Origin of the sequence: Acinetobacter marinus, from assembly GCF_900096915.1 — a bacterium.
GTDB classification, from domain to species: Bacteria; Pseudomonadota; Gammaproteobacteria; order Pseudomonadales; family Moraxellaceae; genus Acinetobacter; species Acinetobacter marinus.
In genome coordinates, this window is sequence record NZ_FMYK01000015.1 from 1 (window position 1) to 19364 (window position 19364).

Genomic DNA, 19364 nt, shown 5'->3' on the forward strand with positions numbered 1-19364 from the left:
TAAATTCTGGAGTATATCGTTTACTGCTCATAAGCACCTCGTTAATTAGCCATTTTATCTAACTAAAAGGTGTCTACAAAATCGGTGGCTATTCATGGAGGGTTTTCTAATGTTACTGGAGAATCTTCTGGAGCAATTGGGAATTTTAATAACATCTCTGCAAACAACACATATGTCATTGGTAATAATATTGATGCCACGGCAGACAACAATGTCATCCTAGGTAATACTAGCAGTGAATCTTCCGCAACTACAATCAATGGCGTTGCGACACAAGTCGATAGCGCAATCATTAACAACATTACATATGACAACTTTGCTGGCACTGCGGCAGGTGTAGTTAGTGTGGGTGCAGAAGGTGCTGAACGACAAATCATCAATGTGGCACCAGGCGAAATCAGTGCGACCAGCACGGATGCGATCAATGGTAGCCAGCTTTATGAAGTCGCCAATACATTGACAGCCCCACTTACATTTGGTGCTGATAGTGGTACAGATTTGCAGCGTGCTTTAGGTAGCCGTTTGAGCATCAACGGAGATGATAATATTACCACCTCAACAGGTGCTGATGGGTTAACTATTTCTATTAGTGACACCCCTACATTTGATTCCGTTACTATCAATAATGCTCCAACCAACGACACGGATGCCACAAACAAAACATATGTTGATGGCTCTCGGACAACGGTCACCTCAGCGAATAACTCTGTGTCAGTGACTCAAACCACAGTTGGTGATGCGCTAAACTTTGATTTATCAGTAGATGCTCAGTCCATTACGGATGCTTCGCAATTACCTGTGGTATATACCAATGATGCGGGTGATCAGGTGTATCTGCAAGATGACGGATCATGGAATACTGTGGCTGATGGGTCTGGTATGACTGTGGATGCTGGAGACATAATCACCTCTATGCAAAATGCAGATGGTACAACAACTACACCAACAGTATTGACAAACGTGGCTGCTGGGGACATCAGTGATACTAGTACAGATGCAGTAAATGGCAGTCAGTTGTATGACACCAATCAACAAGTTTCAACGAACACCAGTAACATTGCGACCAACACGACGAATATTGCCAATAATGCAGCGGATATTGTCACCAATGCGAACAACATTACGACTAACACGACTGCGATAAATACTCTAGCGGCAACACCGTTGACCTTTGCGGGAGATAGTGGCGGGGACGTTGAGCGTGAGTTAGGAACAACATTGAATGTGGAAGGTGGTGCTACGGGTACATTGACCGATGGCAATATTGGTGTCGTTGCGAATGGTACAGATACATTAGCAATTCAGCTTGCAGAAACCATTGATCTAGGCAGTGCAGGTAGTGTGACGACAGGGAACACCGTGCTGAACAATGCGGGTGTAACCATTACAGGTGGTAGCAATCCAGTTAGTTTAACCTCGAGTGGCTTGGACAATGGAGGCAACGTCATTAGCAATGTTGGAGCGGGTCAAGCAGGCACCGATGCGGTGAATGTAGACCAATTGACAGATGCGATTGATGGCGTAAATACCTACGACGGCTGGAACCTCAGCACCAATGGTGGGACAAGCGAAGCGATTGGTGAAAACGACACCGTTGACCTAAGCAATACAGACGGCAACATCAGCATCACGCAAAGTGGCAGTAATGTTGAATTTGGCTTGGCAGACAGTATTACGGTAGGCAGTACCAGCCCAGTGACCATCGATGGCGATACAGGGACGATAGGAGGCTTAACCAATACCACCTTTGATGCCAATAACTACGTGAGTGGACAAGCAGCAACCGAAGATCAATTGGCTGGTGTCGCAGATGATGTTGCAACCAACACCACAAACATCAGTACCAATGCAGACAACATCAGCACCAACACGACCAACATTGCCACTAATACAGCGGATATCGCGAAAGGGATCAATGTTGGCGATGGAACTACCGATAATAACTATGCGTTAGGGGATACCATTAACATCACCGAAGCGGATAGCAATATCGAGACCACCACGACTTCGGATGGCGTAGAGGTCGGCTTAGCGGATGACATTAGTGTGACTAGTGTGACGGCAGGGAACACCGTGCTGAACAATGCAGGTGTGACCATTAATGACGGCAATACCACAGTTAGCTTAAGCTCGAGTGGCTTGGACAATGGAGGCAACGTCATTAGCAATGTTGGAGCGGGTCAAGCAGGCACCGATGCGGTGAATGTAGATCAATTGAATGCAGCAGAAGCCGCTGCGAAGACAGAAGTGCAAGAAGGTCAGAACATTGCTGTGACCAGTACCACGGGATCAGACGGACAAACGATCTATACGGTTGCGACGGATGACGAAGTCGAATTTGACAAAGTGACTGTGGGTGATGTTGTCGTTGATGCTACGACCAATGACATCACAGGCTTATCGAACACTGCATTGGGTGGAGCTGACTTTGCGCAAAGTGGACGCGCAGCGACAGAAGAGCAATTGAATGAAACACAAGACAACCTAGTAACGATTATTGGTGGTAATGCGGTCAATAATGGTGGGGTCGTCACCACGACGAATATCGGTGGCACAGGTGCAGACAATGTTAACGATGCAATCCAAACGGTAAATACCACAGCGAAAGCAGCGAAGACCGAAGTCGAAGAAGGTCAGAATATCTCTGTAACCAGTACCACAGGGTCTGATGGACAAACGATCTATACGGTCGCAACTGATGATGACGTGAACTTTAATAGTGTAACCATTGGCGATACAGCTGGAGACAACACCGTATTGACCAGTACAGCAGATGGTTTAGATGTTGGCGGAGATAAGATTACCAACGTAGCTGCTGGTACAATTTCAGATAGTTCAACTGATGCAGTGAATGGTAGTCAACTCTATGGCTTGAGTAATAATGTCACCAATCTCTTTGGTGGAAATGCGACCTATGATGGTGATGTGATTTCTTGGACTAATATTGGTGGTACAGGTGAAAACACCATTGATGATGCGATTGCTTCGATCAAAGACTCTGCAGATAATGCCAATCAAGGTTGGAATATCTCGACGAATGGTGGCACAGCAACCAATGTGAAACCTGCGGATACGGTTGATTTCCAAGGTGATGGCAATGTTGTCGTCAGCAATACAGGTACGGAAGTGACCGTTGGCTTGGCTGATCAAGTCACCATTGGTACAGGTGATACTGCCGTATCGATTGATGGTGATACAGGTACGATTACCACTGGTGATGTCACTATTGATGGTTCAACAGGTAGTATTACTGCTGGACAAGTCACTGTTAATGGTGATCAAGGCACGGTTAATGGACTCAGCAATACGACTTGGGATGCAGACAATATCACGTCTGGTCAAGCAGCAACTGAGGATCAGTTACAGCAAGTTGCAGCCGACGCAGCGAGTAATGCGGCTAAGTCGAAATCGACAGTCTCTGCTGGTGATAACATTGAAGTCACCACATCAGAAAATACCGATGGCTCTACCAATTATGAAGTTGCGACAGCGAAAGATGTCACATTTGATACAGTGACCTCAGACACCGTAACTGCAGGAACGGTGACAGCTGATACGGTCAATGTTGGTGATGTGTCGATTACTTCATCAGGCATCAATGCTGGCAACCAAAAAGTCACCAATGTGGCGGCGGGTACAGTGAGCTCAGACTCAACTGATGCAGTCAATGGCAGTCAGCTCTATGGTCATGCGCAAGCGGTACAAAACATTATCGGTGGATCAACCACTTATAATGCAGATACGGGCACCTATACCAACAATAACATTGGTGGTACAGGTCAAAGCACCATTGATGCAGCGATTGGTGCAGTCAACAATAATGTGACTTATCTCAATCAACGTGTGAATGACTTGGAGGATGATCTTTCATCGGGTATTGCAGCGACAGCCGCACTTGAGAACGCACCATTTATTCCAGGTAAATGGACGTATGCAGCTGGTGCATCTTATTACAATGATCAAAGTGCAATTGGTGCGACATTAAGACGTACTGCGGATAACGGTCGTTGGTCGTTCACTGGTGGTGTTGCTGGCGGTACGAATGGTTCACCAATCGTTCGCTTCGGTGTTAGTGGTGTGATTGATTAATTCTAACTAGACAAGGGAGTGTGCTTTACACTCCCTTCTAAAAAATTAGCATATGAGAGAGTAACAATGAAAGATTTCAATAAATTCATGATGTTTGGTCTGCTCAGTGGTCTAGCGTATACCACCACTTATGCAGCAGATGATCTGAGCGCTGTAGAAGATGCAGATGCAGAGCAGGTTGCATATGCAGCAGACAGTACGGAAGCAGTTGCGCCGACGGAGGTTGACTTTCCAGATGTAAAAGATAGTTACCTGAAACAAGTTAAACGCTATGAATATAATGATGTTGCAAGGTTGGATGTCGGTTTAAATAAAGACCAATTCCGAGCAATCTTAGGCAATCCACAGTTTAGCGAAGGGGTTTTCGCCGTTCGAAAGTGGAATTATGTTTTGGATATTCGTGTACCGAATACGCAACAATATCAGCGCTGTCAGTTGCGCATTGATTTTGATAAAAAATATCTTGCCGAAGCAATGTATTGGAAGGGTGAGGCTTGTCAGGGGCTAATGGCATATGGTGAAGCCAATCAGGTACCTGCAGTGATTCCTGCGCAACAAGGTCAGAATGCCCGTGTATTTTTTGCATTTGACCGTTATGATCCTTCAGGGATCGAACAGGGGATGGATAACCTCCATGCTATCGTTGATGCGATCAAAGCCAGTGGCTCAAATCGTGTGACAGTATCGGGATATGCGGATCGCTTAGGGAAATATGCCTATAACCAACAACTTTCCGCAAATCGTGTGAATACGGTTGCATCATTATTGGTACAAAATGGCGTTAATCCAGAGTTGATTGATCTGGATGCCAATGGCGCCACCAGTATTTATCAAGAGTGTTCAGGCACCCGTTCGGCAGAAACAATACACTGTTTGGCACCGAATCGTCGCGTGAATATTGCCTGGTAAACGAGTATTGAATATGAGTGTTGTGATTCATTTTCTAACATAACACTACAATATCATGGCATTCAAAAAGCACTCATCGAGAGTGCTTTTTGCGTTTGAAGGAGAAGGTCTATCTGAACAAGCGATGCATAATGACTTGATCGATGCGCATCGAATTGCTATAAACAAATGAAAAAATTGATAGAACATACAGCGCATTTTCCCGCATAATGCGAACAGATTTCGTTTAATTGGCATCAACTTTAAAAAAATTGTTGAGCCACATCCTTTTTTAACATTGATTGCATTCGAGGTAAAACGCAATGTCCCTGATCCGACGGTGGTTTGATCCGATTCGATCGAAATGGTATTTCGATCAGCCGCATCGCCAAGCCGAATTGCCAACAGATCAAGGGATTAGCGTTTATCTGCGCTTGGATGATGTGTATAGCTATCTGGCAGTCCAGCAACTCATTCAACTCGAAGAAATACTCATTGATGAGATTCGACCGTTAAAAATTGTCATTTCTACCCAAGGTGCATTACCGCCTCAAGGGATGAGCATTCAAGCATGGCAAAACTATACTTTAAATGATGCCAAAATCTTAGCGATGCAACATCGCTTTGCTTATGATGACGTACCCGAAATGCCGTGCGCCCAAGCATTGGCGCAAGCGCATACAATTCTTGAGCGTACTCCATTGATGGGGCGAGATTTTTTATACTTGCTAGAAGATGTGTTCCATATGCTGTGGAATCAACAATATGGCAAGCTCAACATGCTGTATATGATGGCAAAAAATTACAGGCAACCCAGTAAGGATCCGCAATTTCGCTTTGATGAAACACCGATTCTCTCTGCTTTTTTTAGTTTTGGTGGACGACATTATCAGGCGGTAGATGATTTATTGCGCTTGATGCGCCGTTTGCAACAGCAAAAATTGCTGACATCGTCGCCGATTTTTTTAATTAATCACATCGAATGGCGTGAGCATCTGATTCAAGATGCGGAGGAGCTGACAGATGTTCAGGCGATGCAACCTGAGCTGGATCTTTATTTGAGTTTGGAAGATCCGATTTCGTGGTTATTGCTGGCGTATATTCAGGACGAGTTGGCGAACCTCTACAATATTCATATCAATATTTATCCGTTGCCATATCAGGGGCGGGATTTTTTTGATTGGAGCTTGGCGGCACGCTTATCGAAGCGAACGGATGTGGCATTTACGCCTTTTTGTCGCCCTGATCAAAAGACGGTTTTGGCGATGGCAAAGTTGTTTTATCAGATCGAGGCGACCGAGCGAGTCGAAGCCTTGCAGGAAATGTTGCGTCTGACGTGGACGAAGGGTAAAGACTTGAGTTTGATTAACCATCAGCGTTCGATACTTATGCACCATCAGTTCAATCAAGACCCAATCACTGATGATGAAGCGGTGCAACATTTACAAGATAACCAAAAGCACTGCGATGCCTTACAACAGCCGAATCAACCCGTGATGGTACTTCGTATTGCCGAGCAAGAATTTGTGTTTAATAGCTTGTATCGGGTGTGGATGATTGAAAGTATTTTTTCGAATATTTTGCAAAAGAAATATGAAGCAGAATCAAAAGAAACAACTTCTGAAAGTTTAGACTCCAAAGAGATTGATTCGACTGAGTAATAATACATGTTCGGACTGACAAGGTTTGCGATTTTCGGACTGCTCACGATGTGTGGTTTTGCTCTAGTTTGCATTGCTTTAAATGCATATAGGGTAGCTTGGTGGTTTGTATTCTTTATAATTTTAGTCCTTTTACTTACGACAACAGTCCCTATTTTAAAAATACTTTTCCCAAATTCAAAGATAGTTGCTCCTATTCTCTATGTTGGTATCACAGTTGGTTGGTTTTTGTTTGGAATAAAAATTCCGTTTTATTTACTCAAGCAAATAGAAGTTCAACGGGAAATTTGTGGTCAGGTAATTCTTGGTCAAGAATATAGTGAAAGTGGTGGTCGTGGAGGTTCAAAATACTATACTGTGTTTGAGGTTAAAGGTGCTAAAACGAAAGTATTTAAAATGCAGGGTATTGAGAAACGTAAAATGATAAGAAAAAAACCTAGCCTATGTATCACTTATTTCGAAAATGAAAATTGGAGTGATTATCCGTTCATCGTGTCTTATGAGATAAACGAAAAAAAGAATGAGAGAAAGCATATTCACTAAATCCCGTAAAAAGGAATTTTAACAAAGATACTATTCTCTCAACTCGGATCGCTAAGTTTTTAGAAAAATTTATTGCGCATCAATACTTTCGCCAGTCACCGCATGACTATCTTTACCCATCAAATATAAATAGGCAGGCATGATGTCTTCAGGTGTCGGCAAAGTTTTTGGATCTTCGCTTGGATAGGCTTTGGCACGCATTGCTGTGCGTGTCCCGCCAGGATTGATACAGTTAAAACGCAGATTGTCTTGATCGGCAAATTCACGGGCAAAGATTTGGCTTAAGGCTTCCACACCAAATTTTGAGACCGAATAAGCGCCCCATTCCGCTCGTGCATCACGCCCAACACCGCTACTGGTAAAGATGATCGATGCGCTGTCAGAGCGTTTTAATAAGGGTAATAAGGCTTGAGTCAAGACAAAAGGAGCACGTAGATTGACATTGAGCACATCGTCCCACACTTCCGTTGGATAATTCTCTAAAGGCACGCGCTCGCCCAAGATGCCTGCATTATGCAAAATGCCATCCAAGCGACCAAATTGCTTATCTAAAGTGGTGTATAAGGTCTCAAACTCATGCGCTGATGCGCTCGACAGTTGCAATGGTAAAATCGCAGGTTGTGGTGCGCCGAGTGCTTCGATTTCATCATAAATAATTTCAAGTTTATTTAGACTACGCCCATGTAAGACTACGGTTGCGCCATGTAGCGCATAGTTAATCGCAGCAGCACGACCAATGCCATCGCCACAGCCTGTGACGAGGATGACACGACCTTTGAGTAAATCGGGAGCAGGTTGATAAGTTTTAAAATCCACGTCGAACCTCTAATTTTTGCTTGTACTTTGATCAGGTATATATTGCATCGTTCTGTTTTTATTTATCAGGCAAATGCGCTGCAAAGTCAAAGCATATTTGTTAATACCGACTTGTGAATGACTTTGCAGGATGTTGCCAGTGCATAGATGGATAGACGGACGATTTTAACTCGATTGCAATAAGGTCAAAATCACATCGCTTAATTGCGCCACATCGTCAACGATATAGTCTGCGCCCCATGCGTTTAAATCATGCTTTGACTCAGGTGGTAAGTAGCCGTAAGCCGCAAGAATGGTTGGCATATTGGCATTGTTACCTGCATCAATATCTCGAGGGTGGTCGCCAACGTAGACAATGTGCTCCGCTTCGATATTGAGCTGTGATGCTGCAAGATACATCGGTTCAGGATCGGGTTTGGTATTTTTGACATCATCGGGGCAGACCAAGACCGCACAGCGCTCAGTGAGATTGAGTGCACTGAGTAAGGCTTCGCTTAAATCACGTGGTTTGTTGGTGACAATGCCCCACGGAATATTTTGCTGTTCGAGTTGAACTAACAATTCATCCATACCCTCGAATAACGTGGTATCCACCGCAATGTCTGCGCCATAACGATCAAGAAAGGCTTGGCGAAGTTGTAGGAATTGTGGATCAGTCACTTGCAATTCAGGGTAGACCAAACGCACCATAGCACGGGCACCCTCAGAGACTTGGCTACGAATTCGCTCGGCGGACACAACCTCTACGCCACCTTCACGGCACATTTCTTGGATGATGCGAATAAAGTCGGCTGCGGTATCGATCAAGGTGCCATCAAGGTCAAATAAAACCGCTTTGATCATGATGCATTTCCTTGGGTCGTCGATGTTGTCGGTTTGATGGTATGTACCATATAGTTGACATCGACATTTGGTGCAAGCCAATAGTGTTTGGTCAGCGGATTATAGTGCAATCCCGTCATGGCTTTTAATTCAAGTGTCGCACTGCGAATCGCACCCGCCAATTCAGATGGACGAATAAATTTATGATAATCATGTGTGCCACGAGGCAACATGCGCAGTACATATTCTGCACCAATAATGGCGAATAAATATGACTTCGGATTCCGATTGATTGTCGAGAAAAACACATCACCACCAGGCTTAGCCAGATCAAAACAGGCTTTAACGATCGAGGCTGGATCAGGCACATGCTCCAACATTTCCATACAGGTCACCACATCATATTGACCTGCCTGTTCTAAAGCGAGTTGCTCAACGGGAATTTGCTTATACTCGATATTATTTACACCTTCTTGCTCAGCATGAATGCGTCCAACTGCAAGCGGTGCTTCCCCCATATCAATGCCCAATACTGAGCCAGCTCGGCGAGCCATACTTTCCGCCAAGATACCGCCACCACAGCCAACATCGAGCACTTTTTTCCCCGTCAAACCGCCAGCATTTTCATCAATCCAGTTTAAACGCAAGGGATTGATCTGGTGTAATGGGCGGAACTCGGAGTGTTGATCCCACCATTTATCGGCTAAGGCTTCAAATTTGGCAATTTCTTGGGCGTCGACATTCGGCGTAGTCATAGCAATACCTTTGGAGAAACGATTTTATAAGTCGGTGTTTTAAAAACTTTGTGATCAATACATGGTAATAAATACATGAATAACGGTAGCTTAACGTACAATGCATGCGAAGAACATCGTAAAAAGCAATAAGAAAACAAAAAAACCGTTCACAGATTAAAACGATTCGTTCCAATTGAGTCTATATTTATTTTATTTAATATCCTTTATAGTGTTGAAGTTTGAACACATATTGAAAATGATGAGGACGTATAGACCCATGAAAAAACTTGCTTTAACGGTAATGTCTGCTGCTGTGATGACAGTGTCAGGCATGACTTTTGCCGCAGACCAATTCGTTGAAGGAAAAGATTATAAATTGGCGCCTAAAGTCGGCAAAGTCGATGTTGCGGGCAAGATCGAAGTGCGTGAATTTTTCTGGTATGGCTGTGGACACTGTTATAGTCTTGAGCACCCAATGCAACAATGGTTGCGCAAATTGCCTAAAGACGTGAATTTTGTGCGTACACCAGCAGCGATGAACCCAGTTTGGGAGCAAAATGCTCGTGGTTATTATGTTTCTGAAGCATTGAAAATTCGTCGTAAAGCGCATATTCCACTGTTTGATGCGATCCACAAAGGTGGTCAGCAATTATTTGATCAAGCCTCATTGGCGCAGTTCTATACCAAATATGGCGCAGATACCAAGAAATTTAACAGCTTGTTCAATTCATTTGCGATCACAGGAAAAATTAACAAAGCCAAAAACTTGGCAATGGATTATCAATTGACAGGTGTACCTGCGGTAGTTGTCAATGGTAAGTACATCGTGCAAGGTAATAGTCAACGTGTGGTTGATGTGGTGACTTACTTGGTCGACAAAGAACGCCAAGGCATGAAAAAAGCATCTTAAATCGACTGATTTAAGAAGAATAAGAAAAGCTCGACATGATTCGGGCTTTTTTTATGGGTCAAATTTGAGTTTCTTGGGCTAATTTCATTTTGTTGCTAGGTATTTATAGATACTTTTTTGGGTAGTTGTTTCTAGTTATTTTTTTACTGAAGTGTGGTTTAATAAAATAGTCCAGTTCTTGAATCATGTGAAATGACTAAAAACAGATTTTTTAAAAAAACGTACCATTCTAATTATCGAGGTAAAGTATCTGTTGAGGATGCTGTTAAACATCAAACATATCTTGATGATATGAGAAAAGATGCTGTTTTTTATTGTGTAGATCATATCGAAAGTTCAATGATCCCGCATAGTATGCTTCATAAAATAATTCAAAAGTTAAAAACGAAGCAAAATGATAGTTTAACTTTGCCAGAGAAAGCCTATTTAGTTCGTAAAAACCTTAATGCTTTACATAGTCTAGTTGAAGGTAAAATTTCTTTTAATCAATATAAGAAAGAAGTTGTTAATGACAGAATAAAGCATCAAGAACAATTAGAAGCAGAAAGATTACGCTTGGAAAAACTAAGAGAATTAGAACTAATTCAGTTAAAGAAACAACAAGAAAAATTAGCTCAGGAAAGAAAAGTTAGAGAACAAGCTGAGCGTGAACGTAGGAAAAAATTAGAATCTGACCCTAAATATATAGAGAGGCAAAAAGAAAAAAATCTAATAAAAAAATATGGTATTTACTTCTATGACATAGCTGACAAGCATAGATCGAAGTTAATTAATATATTGAAATTATTAGATAATAATCAGAGATTATCTGTACAAGATGCTATTTGGTTAAATTCGGAAGGACGACAGTTTTTTACAGATGAACTTAAGATAAAATTTCATCGTGTAGAAGCTGATTTTTATATTAATGAATATAAGGCAACCAAATCACATTGGCATGCTATTAATGCCTCTAGTCAATTAAGAAAAGCTAAAGCAAGTAAAGAGGCTGAAAAGTTTTTAGAAAATACTGAAATCTCACTAAACAAAAATAAAAAATTATTGTCAGCTTATTTCACTACATTGGGGGGAGTTAAGAGAGATATTAGAAAAGTCGATACAGCAATAGAATGTGGGGTAAAAGCTCATGAAAATAATTCTCAAGACTATCGACCATGTACTTTATTGGGAGCTATATACATGGAAAATCATGAATATACTCTTGGACATGATTGGTATAGCAAAGCACGTGACCGAGGTGCGCCAGAAAAATCTATAAATGCTGATCTCAGAAGTATTCTATTAAAATTGGATAAATCAAAACGCATTGAAATGATTGCTAGTCTATTGAAAAAAGACCCATACCTTTATGGTTGGTTAGAGAGTTTAAATAAATAGCGGTAACCTCATTTTACAAATAGTCCATATTTATAAATAAAAATCATGCTTATTCAGCACTTTGCCAATTTTCAATACCACGAAACAGCAAACGGACTTGAACCGCCACTTGGTCAATATAAAGCTGTTGCTGTTGATTAAGCGCAGGGGCGCTGAGATTTTCACGCAACGTGCGCCACGTCATTGCCCACGTAAAAGACAAATTAATTAGAATTGATGAAATCACCATCAGGTCATCAGCGCTTTCCACATGTTTAAAGCTGGTACTTTCGGTGAGATCCTGCCCAAGCCCTGCGATCAAAATATCGATTTCATCGGCAATCTCTTGACGCACTGCCAGCGAGCCACCCCAACGCTCTGCAATAAAAAACAGCCAATCTTGCGGGCTTTCATCCACCGCTTTAAAAAACAGTTCGACACTACTGCGTGTCTTGGCATTGTGCTGAATGAAATAACCTTGACGCAGTTGTAAGATCACCGCTTTTAAGCGAGATGAAACCTGTTCGACCAGCTCACAGCCGAGTTGATCCATATCTTCAAAATGACGATAAAACGCCGTGGGCACCAAGCCGACTTCACGGGCAATTTCTCGCAAACTAATGGTGCTAAACGAACGTCCAGACGTGCTGAGCTTAAGTGCCGCATCAAGCAAGGCTTGGCGACTTTGTTGTTTGCGTTCATCACGGATTGACATGGCTGAAAACTCAAAAAATTCAATACAGACGGGATATCCGTCACAGTTTATCAAAAAAGACCATTTTGACCTAAGAAATTCAGTGTACAACTGTTGACTAATTTATTTTTCGAGAATATAGTGCACAAATGTTCTCTTAGGGTACATATGTTCACTCAATAAAAATCAGCAAAGAGGAACACGAGTATGAACACAGCAGTAACTCACGTAGCAATATCTAATATCACAGGATCTAACACATCCTATCGACCACACTGGATCAAAGAAGACTTTGTGGACTTTGTCCTCGCTCAGTTCAATCCCTTGTGGGCGATGCGCAAAATCAAAACCACGATCAAAGCACGTCAGGCTTTGGGCAATGACATGTACAAGGTGGTTTTGTCAGCCAATGTAAAATTCAAAAGTCAGTGGCGAGCAGGGCAGTCTATTTTAGTCACCGTGCAAATCCACGGTATACATCATCAACGTAGTTACTCGATTGTTGATATTGATGCCAAAGGTCAAATTATTTTAGGTATTAAGGCACAAGGTTTGGTTTCAGACTATCTGTGCAAATCCGCAGATGACATGGTGCTTGAAATCTCTCAAGTACAAGGCGATTTTGTTCTACATCATGGCAAAGCACCTGTATTAATGATTGCATCAGGCAGTGGGATTACAGCGATCTACGCGATGGTAAAACAAGCCATTGCACAAAACTTTGAATCAGTACATTTGATTTATTTCAACCGTGCGCCAGTGTTCCACGTGGAACTTGAGCAACTCAGTCAGCAGTATCCCCAGTTCCATTATCACTTCATTGATACAAGTAGTACTAAGCAGTATTTGGACGAAGCATTGTTGAATTCGCAATGTGCAGATTGGCAATCCATCCATACCTATATCTGCGGTTCAACACCGATGATGAAAAGTGCAAAAGCGATTTTTGAAAAATATAATATTTCAAATCAGTTGCATAGCGAATATTTTCAACCATGTGTCGATGATAGTGCAATAGCGCAGCTGATTACTTTTCGCCGTGCACAGCGTGATTTCATCGCCACCAGAACACTTTTGGAAAGTGCTGAAGATGCAGGACTTCGTCCAACTTCAGGTTGCCGCATGGGCATCTGTAATCGCTGTACTTGTACCAAAGTCAGTGGTGTCACCAAGAACATTATCACAGGCGAGATTGATCAAAGTGACAATCAACAGATCAAGCTGTGTGTTAGTCAGGCACTTAGCCCAGTTACCATTGATCTTTAATCCATACATTTTTATCCATTCATCTCAATCCTAGAAAAACAAATACGAGGAAAATAGCCATGAATTCAGCAGTGAAATTTCCGTTAAATAGCAAATCAAAATATTTAACCCCAGACCAAATCCAAGCATTTGGTGCAAAGATTGATGCCATACGCCAAGCGGTGATGGATGATTTAGGCGAAAAAGACGCAAAATATATCTACAAAGTGCGCAACTTTGTGCGTTATACCGAGATCGCATCTCGTGGCATGTTGATGTTTGCAGGCTGGTTGCCACCAGTGTGGTTGCTTGGTACAGGAATGCTCGGTGTATCAAAAATCGTTGAAAATATGGAGCTTGGTCATAATGTCATGCACGGTCAATATGACTGGTTGAATGATGACAGTTTGCGTGGCAAAGACTTTGACTGGGATAACGTCTGCACAGGTGATGATTGGCGCCATACCCACAACTATATCCATCATACCTATACCAATATTGTCGGTATGGATCACGATGTCGGTTATGGTTTGCTTCGTGTCAGCGATGAGCAGGCTTGGGAGCCGCGCTTCTTGTTGAATATTCCTTTGGCGATTCAGCTGATGGTGTTCTTTGAATGGTATGTGGGTGTGCAGAATTTACATTTAGAGGATGCGATTGCGTATAAAACCAAAACATGGGCGCAAGTTTGGCAGGAATCAGTGAATTTCCGTAAAAAAGCTACACGTCAAATCGTCAAAGATTATGTATTCTTCCCTGTCATCGCCACAGTGAATTTTTTACCTGTACTGACTGCCAATGTAACAGCGAATATAATTCGTAATCTCTGGTCATCGGCAGTGATTTTTAATGGTCATTTTACCGAAGATGCAGAAAACTTCGAGCCTGATAACACAGCGACTGAAACACGTGCAGAGTGGTATTTGCGCCAAATCCGTGGTTCAAGCAACTTCACAGGTGGCAAATGGATGCACTTTTTAAGTGGTAATTTGAGTCATCAGATTGAGCACCATTTATTCCCAGATATGCCTGCCAACCGTTATCAGGAAGTTGCACCCAAAGTCCGTGCGGTATGTGAAGAATTTGGTGTGAACTACAACAGCGCCAGTTTTAATGCGCAGTTTGCGACAGTGTGGACTCGATTGGCAAAAATGTCTGTGCCAAATAAAGATGAACGCCAGCAATGGCAAGCGGATATTCAAAGCAAATTGAAAGCTCGCTTTGGGAAGTTGTTTACAAAATAACTGAAATGCGCTTTTCAAAGCAAAAATAAAAATATGTTGTTTCTTGCATGGAGCTAGTCAGTGTGTTCGCTAGCTCTATTTTTGCGATAAAATAAGCAACTTTTTTAAATTTAATCACTTTCAAATGTCTGAAAAAATTCTATTTATTCATGGTTTTGCATCCGTTGGTCAGGGTGTAAAATCATTACAACTCAAACAATGGTTTGGCAATGATATTTTTGCCCCAGATTTGACGCATCGACCGCTTGCTGATCTCAATGATTTAGCCACATTGATCAAAATGGAGAAAATCACCACAATCGTCGGTAGCTCGTTGGGCGGGTTTTATGGGCTATTACTTGCCATGCAATTTCCAGTGAAATTGGTGCTGATTAATCCTGCTTTACAATCACCGCAAACCTTACAGCAATATATTGGCACGGTGACACGTTACAATGGTGAGCAATTCACATGGTCACAGCAACAGGTCGATGAGCTCCAGCAATTATCTGCACAGTTATCTTCTGCATCGTTCCAACAGCTTGATCAGTCAAAAATCTTAGTGCTGTTGGCAAAGCATGATGAGGTGCTAGACGCTCAGGTTGCACTCGATACCTTGCCGAAAGCCAACATCATTGTTGATGAGTTTGAAGATCATCGTTTTGCGGATATCGGCAAGTATCGACAGCAGATTGATGCCTTTATCCATGCTAACGGCTGAAATGGCTAGGCTTTGTCATATTCGGTTGTTATACTTTTGCCCCAAGCTCTGAGCAATATTTCATTTTTCTAACCTATTTTTATAAGGATCAACCATGCGCATAGATCAACGTGCTGAAAACCAACTTCGCCCAATTAAAATCACACGCAACTACACACGCTATGCAGAAGGTTCGGTCTTGGTCGAATTTGGTCATACCAAAGTGCTCTGTACAGCGAGTATTGACAACAGCGTGCCACGCTTCTTAAAAGGACAAGGGCAGGGCTGGGTGACTGCGGAATACGGCATGTTGCCACGTTCGACGCATACCCGTTCCGATCGTGAAGCAGCACGTGGTAAGCAAAGCGGTCGTACTCAAGAGATTCAACGCTTGATCGGTCGCAGTCTACGTGCCATGGTGGATTTGAAGAAGCTCGGTGAACATACCATCACCATCGACTGCGATGTGATTCAAGCTGATGGAGGTACACGTACAGCATCGATCACAGGTGCTGCGGTGGCGTTGATTGATGCGATGAATGTCTTGTTAGAGAAGAAAAAAATTAAAAATGATCCGCTGAAAGGTTTAGTTGCTGCGGTATCGGTGGGTATTCACAATGGTGAAGCATTGCTTGATTTGAATTATGACGAAGATTCGACTTGTGAAACCGATTTGAATGTGGTGATGACGCAGTCTGGTGAATTTATTGAGATTCAAGGCACCGCCGAAGAAAAGCCGTTTACCCGTGAACAAGCCAATCAAATGTTGGCATTGGCTGAAGAAGGCATTAAACAACTGGTTGAAGAACAGCAAAAAGCACTCGGTTGGTAATTTCGCTTTTTAGATTTAACTGAGTTCAAGTACAAAAAAATGCCACAGTGATGTGGCATTTTTTATGGTCATTCAATTACTTAGGTTGTTGTTTTAAGACACGACTTTTAAAAGTTCGACATCAAAAATCAAGGTGCTGTTTGGTGGAATACTGCCACCCGCACCCGTTTCACCATACGCCAGTTTTGCTGGGATGAATAAGCGATATTTGTCGCCTTCACGCATGAGTTGCAAACCTTCTTGCCAACCGATAATCACTTGATTTAGCGGGAAAGTAATCGGCTCATCTCGTGCGATCGAGCTATCAAACACAGTGCCATCGATCAAACGCCCTTCATAATTGACCAACACGGTACTTGATGCCGTTGGCTTTTTGCCAGAACCTTGTTGTAGCACTTGATATTGCAAGCCAGATGCTGTGGTTTTTACCCCAGATTTCTTGGCATTTTCAGCAAGGAAGGTCTGTCCTTTATTCAGGTTTTGATCGGCGAGTTTTTTGAATTCAACCAACTCGGCAGCTTCAGATTTCTTTTTATATTGATTTAGAATACTGATCATCTGTTCATTGGTCAGTGTGGCTTCTTTGCCTTCAAAACCTTGTTTAAAGCCTTCCAAAAAGCTATCTAAATCCAAGTCATCTAAGGCATTGGTATTTGAGCGTCCCATTAAATAGCCAAAACTGTATCCGACTTGGACACGTTCGCTACTTTTCTCGGTGACTTTGGGTGCGGCAAAACTGTGACTAGCAATCAACATGAGACTAACTAAAGCAACTTTTTTCATCATTGTTCCACGATTAAATCATACGTTTTTGAAATGTTGTGGTCTGACAAACATGCACTAAGCAAGGCTTGAAATGCTCAACAGACATTGCTTTTACATTACAATAATTTATTTTGTCGGTTGTATGTTTTTGTAATAAAAAAGCCTTCAAGGATGAAGGCTTGATTGGATGAAAAAAGCAATTTACAGGACTTTGATCAACTGGACTTTAAAGATCAAGGTGCTATTTGGTGGGATGACGCCCTTGTCTTCTGCGCCGTAACCCAACTCAGCTGGAATATAGAAGGTATATTCAGCACCTTCTTTCATTAGTTGTAGACCTTCAGTCCAACCTGGAATCACTTGATTTAATCCGAACTCTACAGGCTCACCACGTGCGATCGAGCTGTCGAAGACCTGACCGTTAACCAGCTTCCCTTCGTAATGCACACGGACGGTGTCTGTGGCTTTCGGTTGCTTGCCAGTACCTGCTTTATCCACAGTATACTGTAGTCCTGAAGCGGTGGTTTTGACATTTGGCTTGCTGGCGTTCTCTTTTAAGAAGTTCACGTCATTGCTTGCAAGTTGTGCTGTTGCTTGTGCTTGGCCTGCAGCCGTTTGTGCAGCAAGATCAGGCGTGGACTCAGCTGGCTTTTGCTGGTTAGCAATAAATTCTTGATAAGCTGCCTTGACTTCATCCTGAGTCATTGGGAATTCTTCTTTGGCATGACCTGCTTTGGCACCAGCGGCGAATGCATTAACATCCAACTCTGGTGGCGTCATTTGGCTGGTCACTTCATAACCAAGCACATAGCTGATCTTTTCAACTGCCGTAGCAGATTCAGGATTGAATGGTGCTGAGTGCGCACTTGCCTGAAATTTTTCAGGATCTTTGCTCGCCATATATACAGGCACTAAAGCAGCGCCACCAATGACAGCTGCAACAACAAGAGGTAACGCTTTACTCATAAAGATAACCGTAAGACAATCTGTGAAACCAAGGTGTGACCAGTTTAACAGATTTTAAGCAAATTAAATGCTGTATTATCAGAAAGGTGTAGAAAAAATAGACTTGAACAATCGAGAAATTGACTTAAGCTGTGTTTCAGGCATAGATGATCGACGTTCATCAAACAGATGCATCAACACTGTCATTCATAACCGCTAAAGGACGACAAATGAAAATTCAAAATATTGCACTCATCTCAGCACTCATGTTCGGAGCACAATTTAGTATGGCTGCGACCCAAGTCACCATGAAAACATCAATGGGCGACATTCAAATCGAACTCGACGACGTCAAAGCACCGATCAGCACCAAAAACTTTGTGCAATATGCACAGTCTGGATTTTATAAAGGCACGATTTTTCATCGTGTGATTCCGGGCTTTATGGTGCAGGGTGGTGGTTTTACAGCAGACCTACAACAAAAACCAACCAAAACCCCAATTAAAAATGAAGCCAAAAACGGTCTGAAAAATACTCGAGGCACCATCGCCATGGCACGTACAGGAGTGGTCGACTCAGCGACCAGCCAGTTCTTCATTAACCTCGTTGATAACCCCGCACTAGATCATGGTAGCCGAGATTATGGCTATGCAGTTTTCGGTAAAGTCACCAAAGGCATGGATATTGTCGACAAAATTGCCAAACAACCGACCACTCGAAAAGGCGTTTATAGTGATGTCCCTGCACAAAGCATCATTATTCGCGATGTAAAAGTGGTAAAAATCAAATAAAACGCACAATAAATACGCATAAAATGAGAAATCGTGCAAAAAAGGCGCAAACATGTCAAAAAAGTGAAAATAGTGCTTGCGCCTGAAAAATAATTTCCTATAATGCGCACATCCCGACGCAATTGATCGAAACATCACGAAGGGTGATGTGTTGAATTGATTGCGTTATGTTTTTATTGACGAGATAAAAACACGATCATTAAGAGTTAAAGAAGAACAACTTGTGTGGATTTTTGCTGATTGATTCATTGAATATATTTCATTGATTGAATTGGTAGGAATTACTCGAAGTTTATTTGAGCGAATTTTTAGTCAGTAAGATTAATGAGCCAGATTTAGTCACTTAG

The 19364-nt window shown here is 42.3% G+C and carries 17 protein-coding genes; 11 read left to right on the top strand and 6 right to left on the bottom strand.

Annotated elements, in window-relative coordinates; all coding sequences use genetic code 11:
* Positions 1-84 precede the first annotated feature (84 nt).
* The 4 genes from BLQ60_RS13625 to BLQ60_RS13640 all read left to right on the top strand — a co-directional run bounded on the left by BLQ60_RS13625 (position 85) and on the right by BLQ60_RS13640 (position 7181).
* Entirely contained in the window at positions 85-4089 is a 4005-nt protein-coding gene (locus tag BLQ60_RS13625; RefSeq protein WP_171259124.1) for a YadA-like family protein, read from the top strand.
* 66 nt (positions 4090-4155) lie between these two features.
* Entirely contained in the window at positions 4156-4998 is an 843-nt protein-coding gene (gene tpgA / locus BLQ60_RS13630) for a trimeric autotransporter adhesin/peptidogylcan-associated protein TpgA (protein ID WP_092621769.1), read from the top strand.
* 302 nt (positions 4999-5300) lie between these two features.
* Entirely contained in the window at positions 5301-6638 is a 1338-nt protein-coding gene (locus tag BLQ60_RS13635) for a hypothetical protein (RefSeq protein WP_092621772.1), read from the top strand.
* 6 nt (positions 6639-6644) lie between these two features.
* Complete coding sequence (locus tag BLQ60_RS13640; protein WP_092621775.1) at positions 6645-7181, top strand: hypothetical protein; 537 nt, start codon at positions 6645-6647, stop codon at positions 7179-7181.
* 69 nt (positions 7182-7250) lie between these two features.
* Here the strand turns inward: BLQ60_RS13640 and BLQ60_RS13645 are convergent, their stop codons facing one another.
* The 3 genes from BLQ60_RS13645 to ubiG all read right to left on the bottom strand — a co-directional run bounded on the left by BLQ60_RS13645 (position 7251) and on the right by ubiG (position 9574).
* Complete coding sequence (locus BLQ60_RS13645) at positions 7251-7997, bottom strand: YciK family oxidoreductase (RefSeq protein WP_092621778.1); 747 nt, start codon at positions 7995-7997, stop codon at positions 7251-7253.
* 165 nt (positions 7998-8162) lie between these two features.
* Entirely contained in the window at positions 8163-8837 is a 675-nt protein-coding gene (locus BLQ60_RS13650) for an HAD family hydrolase (RefSeq protein ID WP_092621815.1), read from the bottom strand.
* The gene (gene ubiG, locus BLQ60_RS13655; RefSeq protein WP_092621781.1) at positions 8837-9574 is read right to left on the bottom strand and encodes a bifunctional 2-polyprenyl-6-hydroxyphenol methylase/3-demethylubiquinol 3-O-methyltransferase UbiG; all 738 of its coding nucleotides are present in this window, start codon (positions 9572-9574) and stop codon (positions 8837-8839) included. The genes BLQ60_RS13650 and ubiG overlap by 1 nt, the downstream gene beginning before the upstream one ends.
* Positions 9575-9833: 259 nt before the next feature.
* On the opposite strand from ubiG, the gene BLQ60_RS13660 reads away from it, so the two are divergent.
* Both BLQ60_RS13660 and BLQ60_RS13665 read left to right on the top strand, forming a co-directional pair.
* The gene (locus BLQ60_RS13660; protein ID WP_092621784.1) at positions 9834-10466 is read left to right on the top strand and encodes a thiol:disulfide interchange protein DsbA/DsbL; all 633 of its coding nucleotides are present in this window, start codon (positions 9834-9836) and stop codon (positions 10464-10466) included.
* A gap of 192 nt (positions 10467-10658) precedes the next feature.
* Positions 10659-11843, top strand: coding sequence for a hypothetical protein (locus tag BLQ60_RS13665; protein ID WP_092621787.1), 1185 nt, complete (start codon positions 10659-10661; stop codon positions 11841-11843).
* Positions 11844-11892: 49 nt separating this feature from the next.
* Here the strand turns inward: BLQ60_RS13665 and BLQ60_RS13670 are convergent, their stop codons facing one another.
* Positions 11893-12537 (bottom strand): TetR family transcriptional regulator, encoded by a 645-nt coding sequence (locus tag BLQ60_RS13670; RefSeq protein WP_092621791.1) that lies wholly within the window; start codon positions 12535-12537, stop codon positions 11893-11895.
* 186 nt (positions 12538-12723) lie between these two features.
* On the opposite strand from BLQ60_RS13670, the gene BLQ60_RS13675 reads away from it, so the two are divergent.
* The 4 genes from BLQ60_RS13675 to rph all read left to right on the top strand — a co-directional run bounded on the left by BLQ60_RS13675 (position 12724) and on the right by rph (position 16516).
* Positions 12724-13782, top strand: coding sequence for a flavin reductase family protein (locus tag BLQ60_RS13675; protein WP_092621794.1), 1059 nt, complete (start codon positions 12724-12726; stop codon positions 13780-13782).
* Between the two features lie 59 nt (positions 13783-13841).
* On the top strand, positions 13842-15005 hold the full coding sequence (locus BLQ60_RS13680) for a fatty acid desaturase family protein (RefSeq protein ID WP_092621797.1): 1164 nt from the start codon (positions 13842-13844) through the stop codon (positions 15003-15005).
* Positions 15006-15129: 124 nt separating this feature from the next.
* Positions 15130-15705 carry a YqiA/YcfP family alpha/beta fold hydrolase gene (locus BLQ60_RS13685; RefSeq protein ID WP_092621800.1) on the top strand — a complete coding sequence of 192 codons (576 nt, stop codon included), beginning with the start codon at positions 15130-15132 and terminating at the stop codon, positions 15703-15705.
* A 94-nt stretch (positions 15706-15799) separates the two neighbouring features.
* On the top strand, positions 15800-16516 hold the full coding sequence (gene rph, locus BLQ60_RS13690; protein WP_092621803.1) for a ribonuclease PH: 717 nt from the start codon (positions 15800-15802) through the stop codon (positions 16514-16516).
* Positions 16517-16609: 93 nt separating this feature from the next.
* Here the strand turns inward: rph and bamJ (BLQ60_RS13695) are convergent, their stop codons facing one another.
* On the bottom strand, positions 16610-17299 hold the full coding sequence (gene bamJ, locus BLQ60_RS13695; protein ID WP_092621806.1) for a BamJ family beta-barrel-assembly machinery protein: 690 nt from the start codon (positions 17297-17299) through the stop codon (positions 16610-16612).
* 183 nt (positions 17300-17482) lie between these two features.
* Positions 17483-18247, bottom strand: a complete 765-nt coding sequence (gene bamJ / locus BLQ60_RS13700; protein WP_092621809.1) for a BamJ family beta-barrel-assembly machinery protein — start codon at positions 18245-18247, stop codon at positions 17483-17485.
* Positions 18248-18462: 215 nt separating this feature from the next.
* Here bamJ (BLQ60_RS13700) and BLQ60_RS13705 point away from each other — a divergent pair, with 215 nt between their 5' ends.
* Positions 18463-19017 carry a peptidylprolyl isomerase gene (locus BLQ60_RS13705; RefSeq protein WP_425283420.1) on the top strand — a complete coding sequence of 185 codons (555 nt, stop codon included), beginning with the start codon at positions 18463-18465 and terminating at the stop codon, positions 19015-19017.
* Positions 19018-19364 lie beyond the last annotated feature (347 nt).

What these genes read in the sequence shown, in the direction of transcription:
- tpgA (WP_092621769.1), top strand. Translation starts at nt 4,156, where the DNA reads ATGAAAGATTTCAATAAATTCATGATGTTTGGTCTGCTCAGTGGTCTA.
- BLQ60_RS13635 (WP_092621772.1), top strand. Translation starts at nt 5,301, where the DNA reads ATGTCCCTGATCCGACGGTGGTTTGATCCGATTCGATCGAAATGGTAT.
- BLQ60_RS13640 (WP_092621775.1), top strand. Translation starts at nt 6,645, where the DNA reads ATGTTCGGACTGACAAGGTTTGCGATTTTCGGACTGCTCACGATGTGT.
- ubiG (WP_092621781.1), bottom strand. Translation starts at nt 9,574, where the DNA reads ATGACTACGCCGAATGTCGACGCCCAAGAAATTGCCAAATTTGAAGCC.
- BLQ60_RS13660 (WP_092621784.1), top strand. Translation starts at nt 9,834, where the DNA reads ATGAAAAAACTTGCTTTAACGGTAATGTCTGCTGCTGTGATGACAGTG.
- BLQ60_RS13665 (WP_092621787.1), top strand. Translation starts at nt 10,659, where the DNA reads ATGACTAAAAACAGATTTTTTAAAAAAACGTACCATTCTAATTATCGA.
- BLQ60_RS13670 (WP_092621791.1), bottom strand. Translation starts at nt 12,537, where the DNA reads ATGTCAATCCGTGATGAACGCAAACAACAAAGTCGCCAAGCCTTGCTT.
- BLQ60_RS13675 (WP_092621794.1), top strand. Translation starts at nt 12,724, where the DNA reads ATGAACACAGCAGTAACTCACGTAGCAATATCTAATATCACAGGATCT.
- BLQ60_RS13680 (WP_092621797.1), top strand. Translation starts at nt 13,842, where the DNA reads ATGAATTCAGCAGTGAAATTTCCGTTAAATAGCAAATCAAAATATTTA.
- BLQ60_RS13685 (WP_092621800.1), top strand. Translation starts at nt 15,130, where the DNA reads ATGTCTGAAAAAATTCTATTTATTCATGGTTTTGCATCCGTTGGTCAG.
- rph (WP_092621803.1), top strand. Translation starts at nt 15,800, where the DNA reads ATGCGCATAGATCAACGTGCTGAAAACCAACTTCGCCCAATTAAAATC.
- bamJ (WP_092621806.1), bottom strand. Translation starts at nt 17,299, where the DNA reads ATGAAAAAAGTTGCTTTAGTTAGTCTCATGTTGATTGCTAGTCACAGT.
- bamJ (WP_092621809.1), bottom strand. Translation starts at nt 18,247, where the DNA reads ATGAGTAAAGCGTTACCTCTTGTTGTTGCAGCTGTCATTGGTGGCGCT.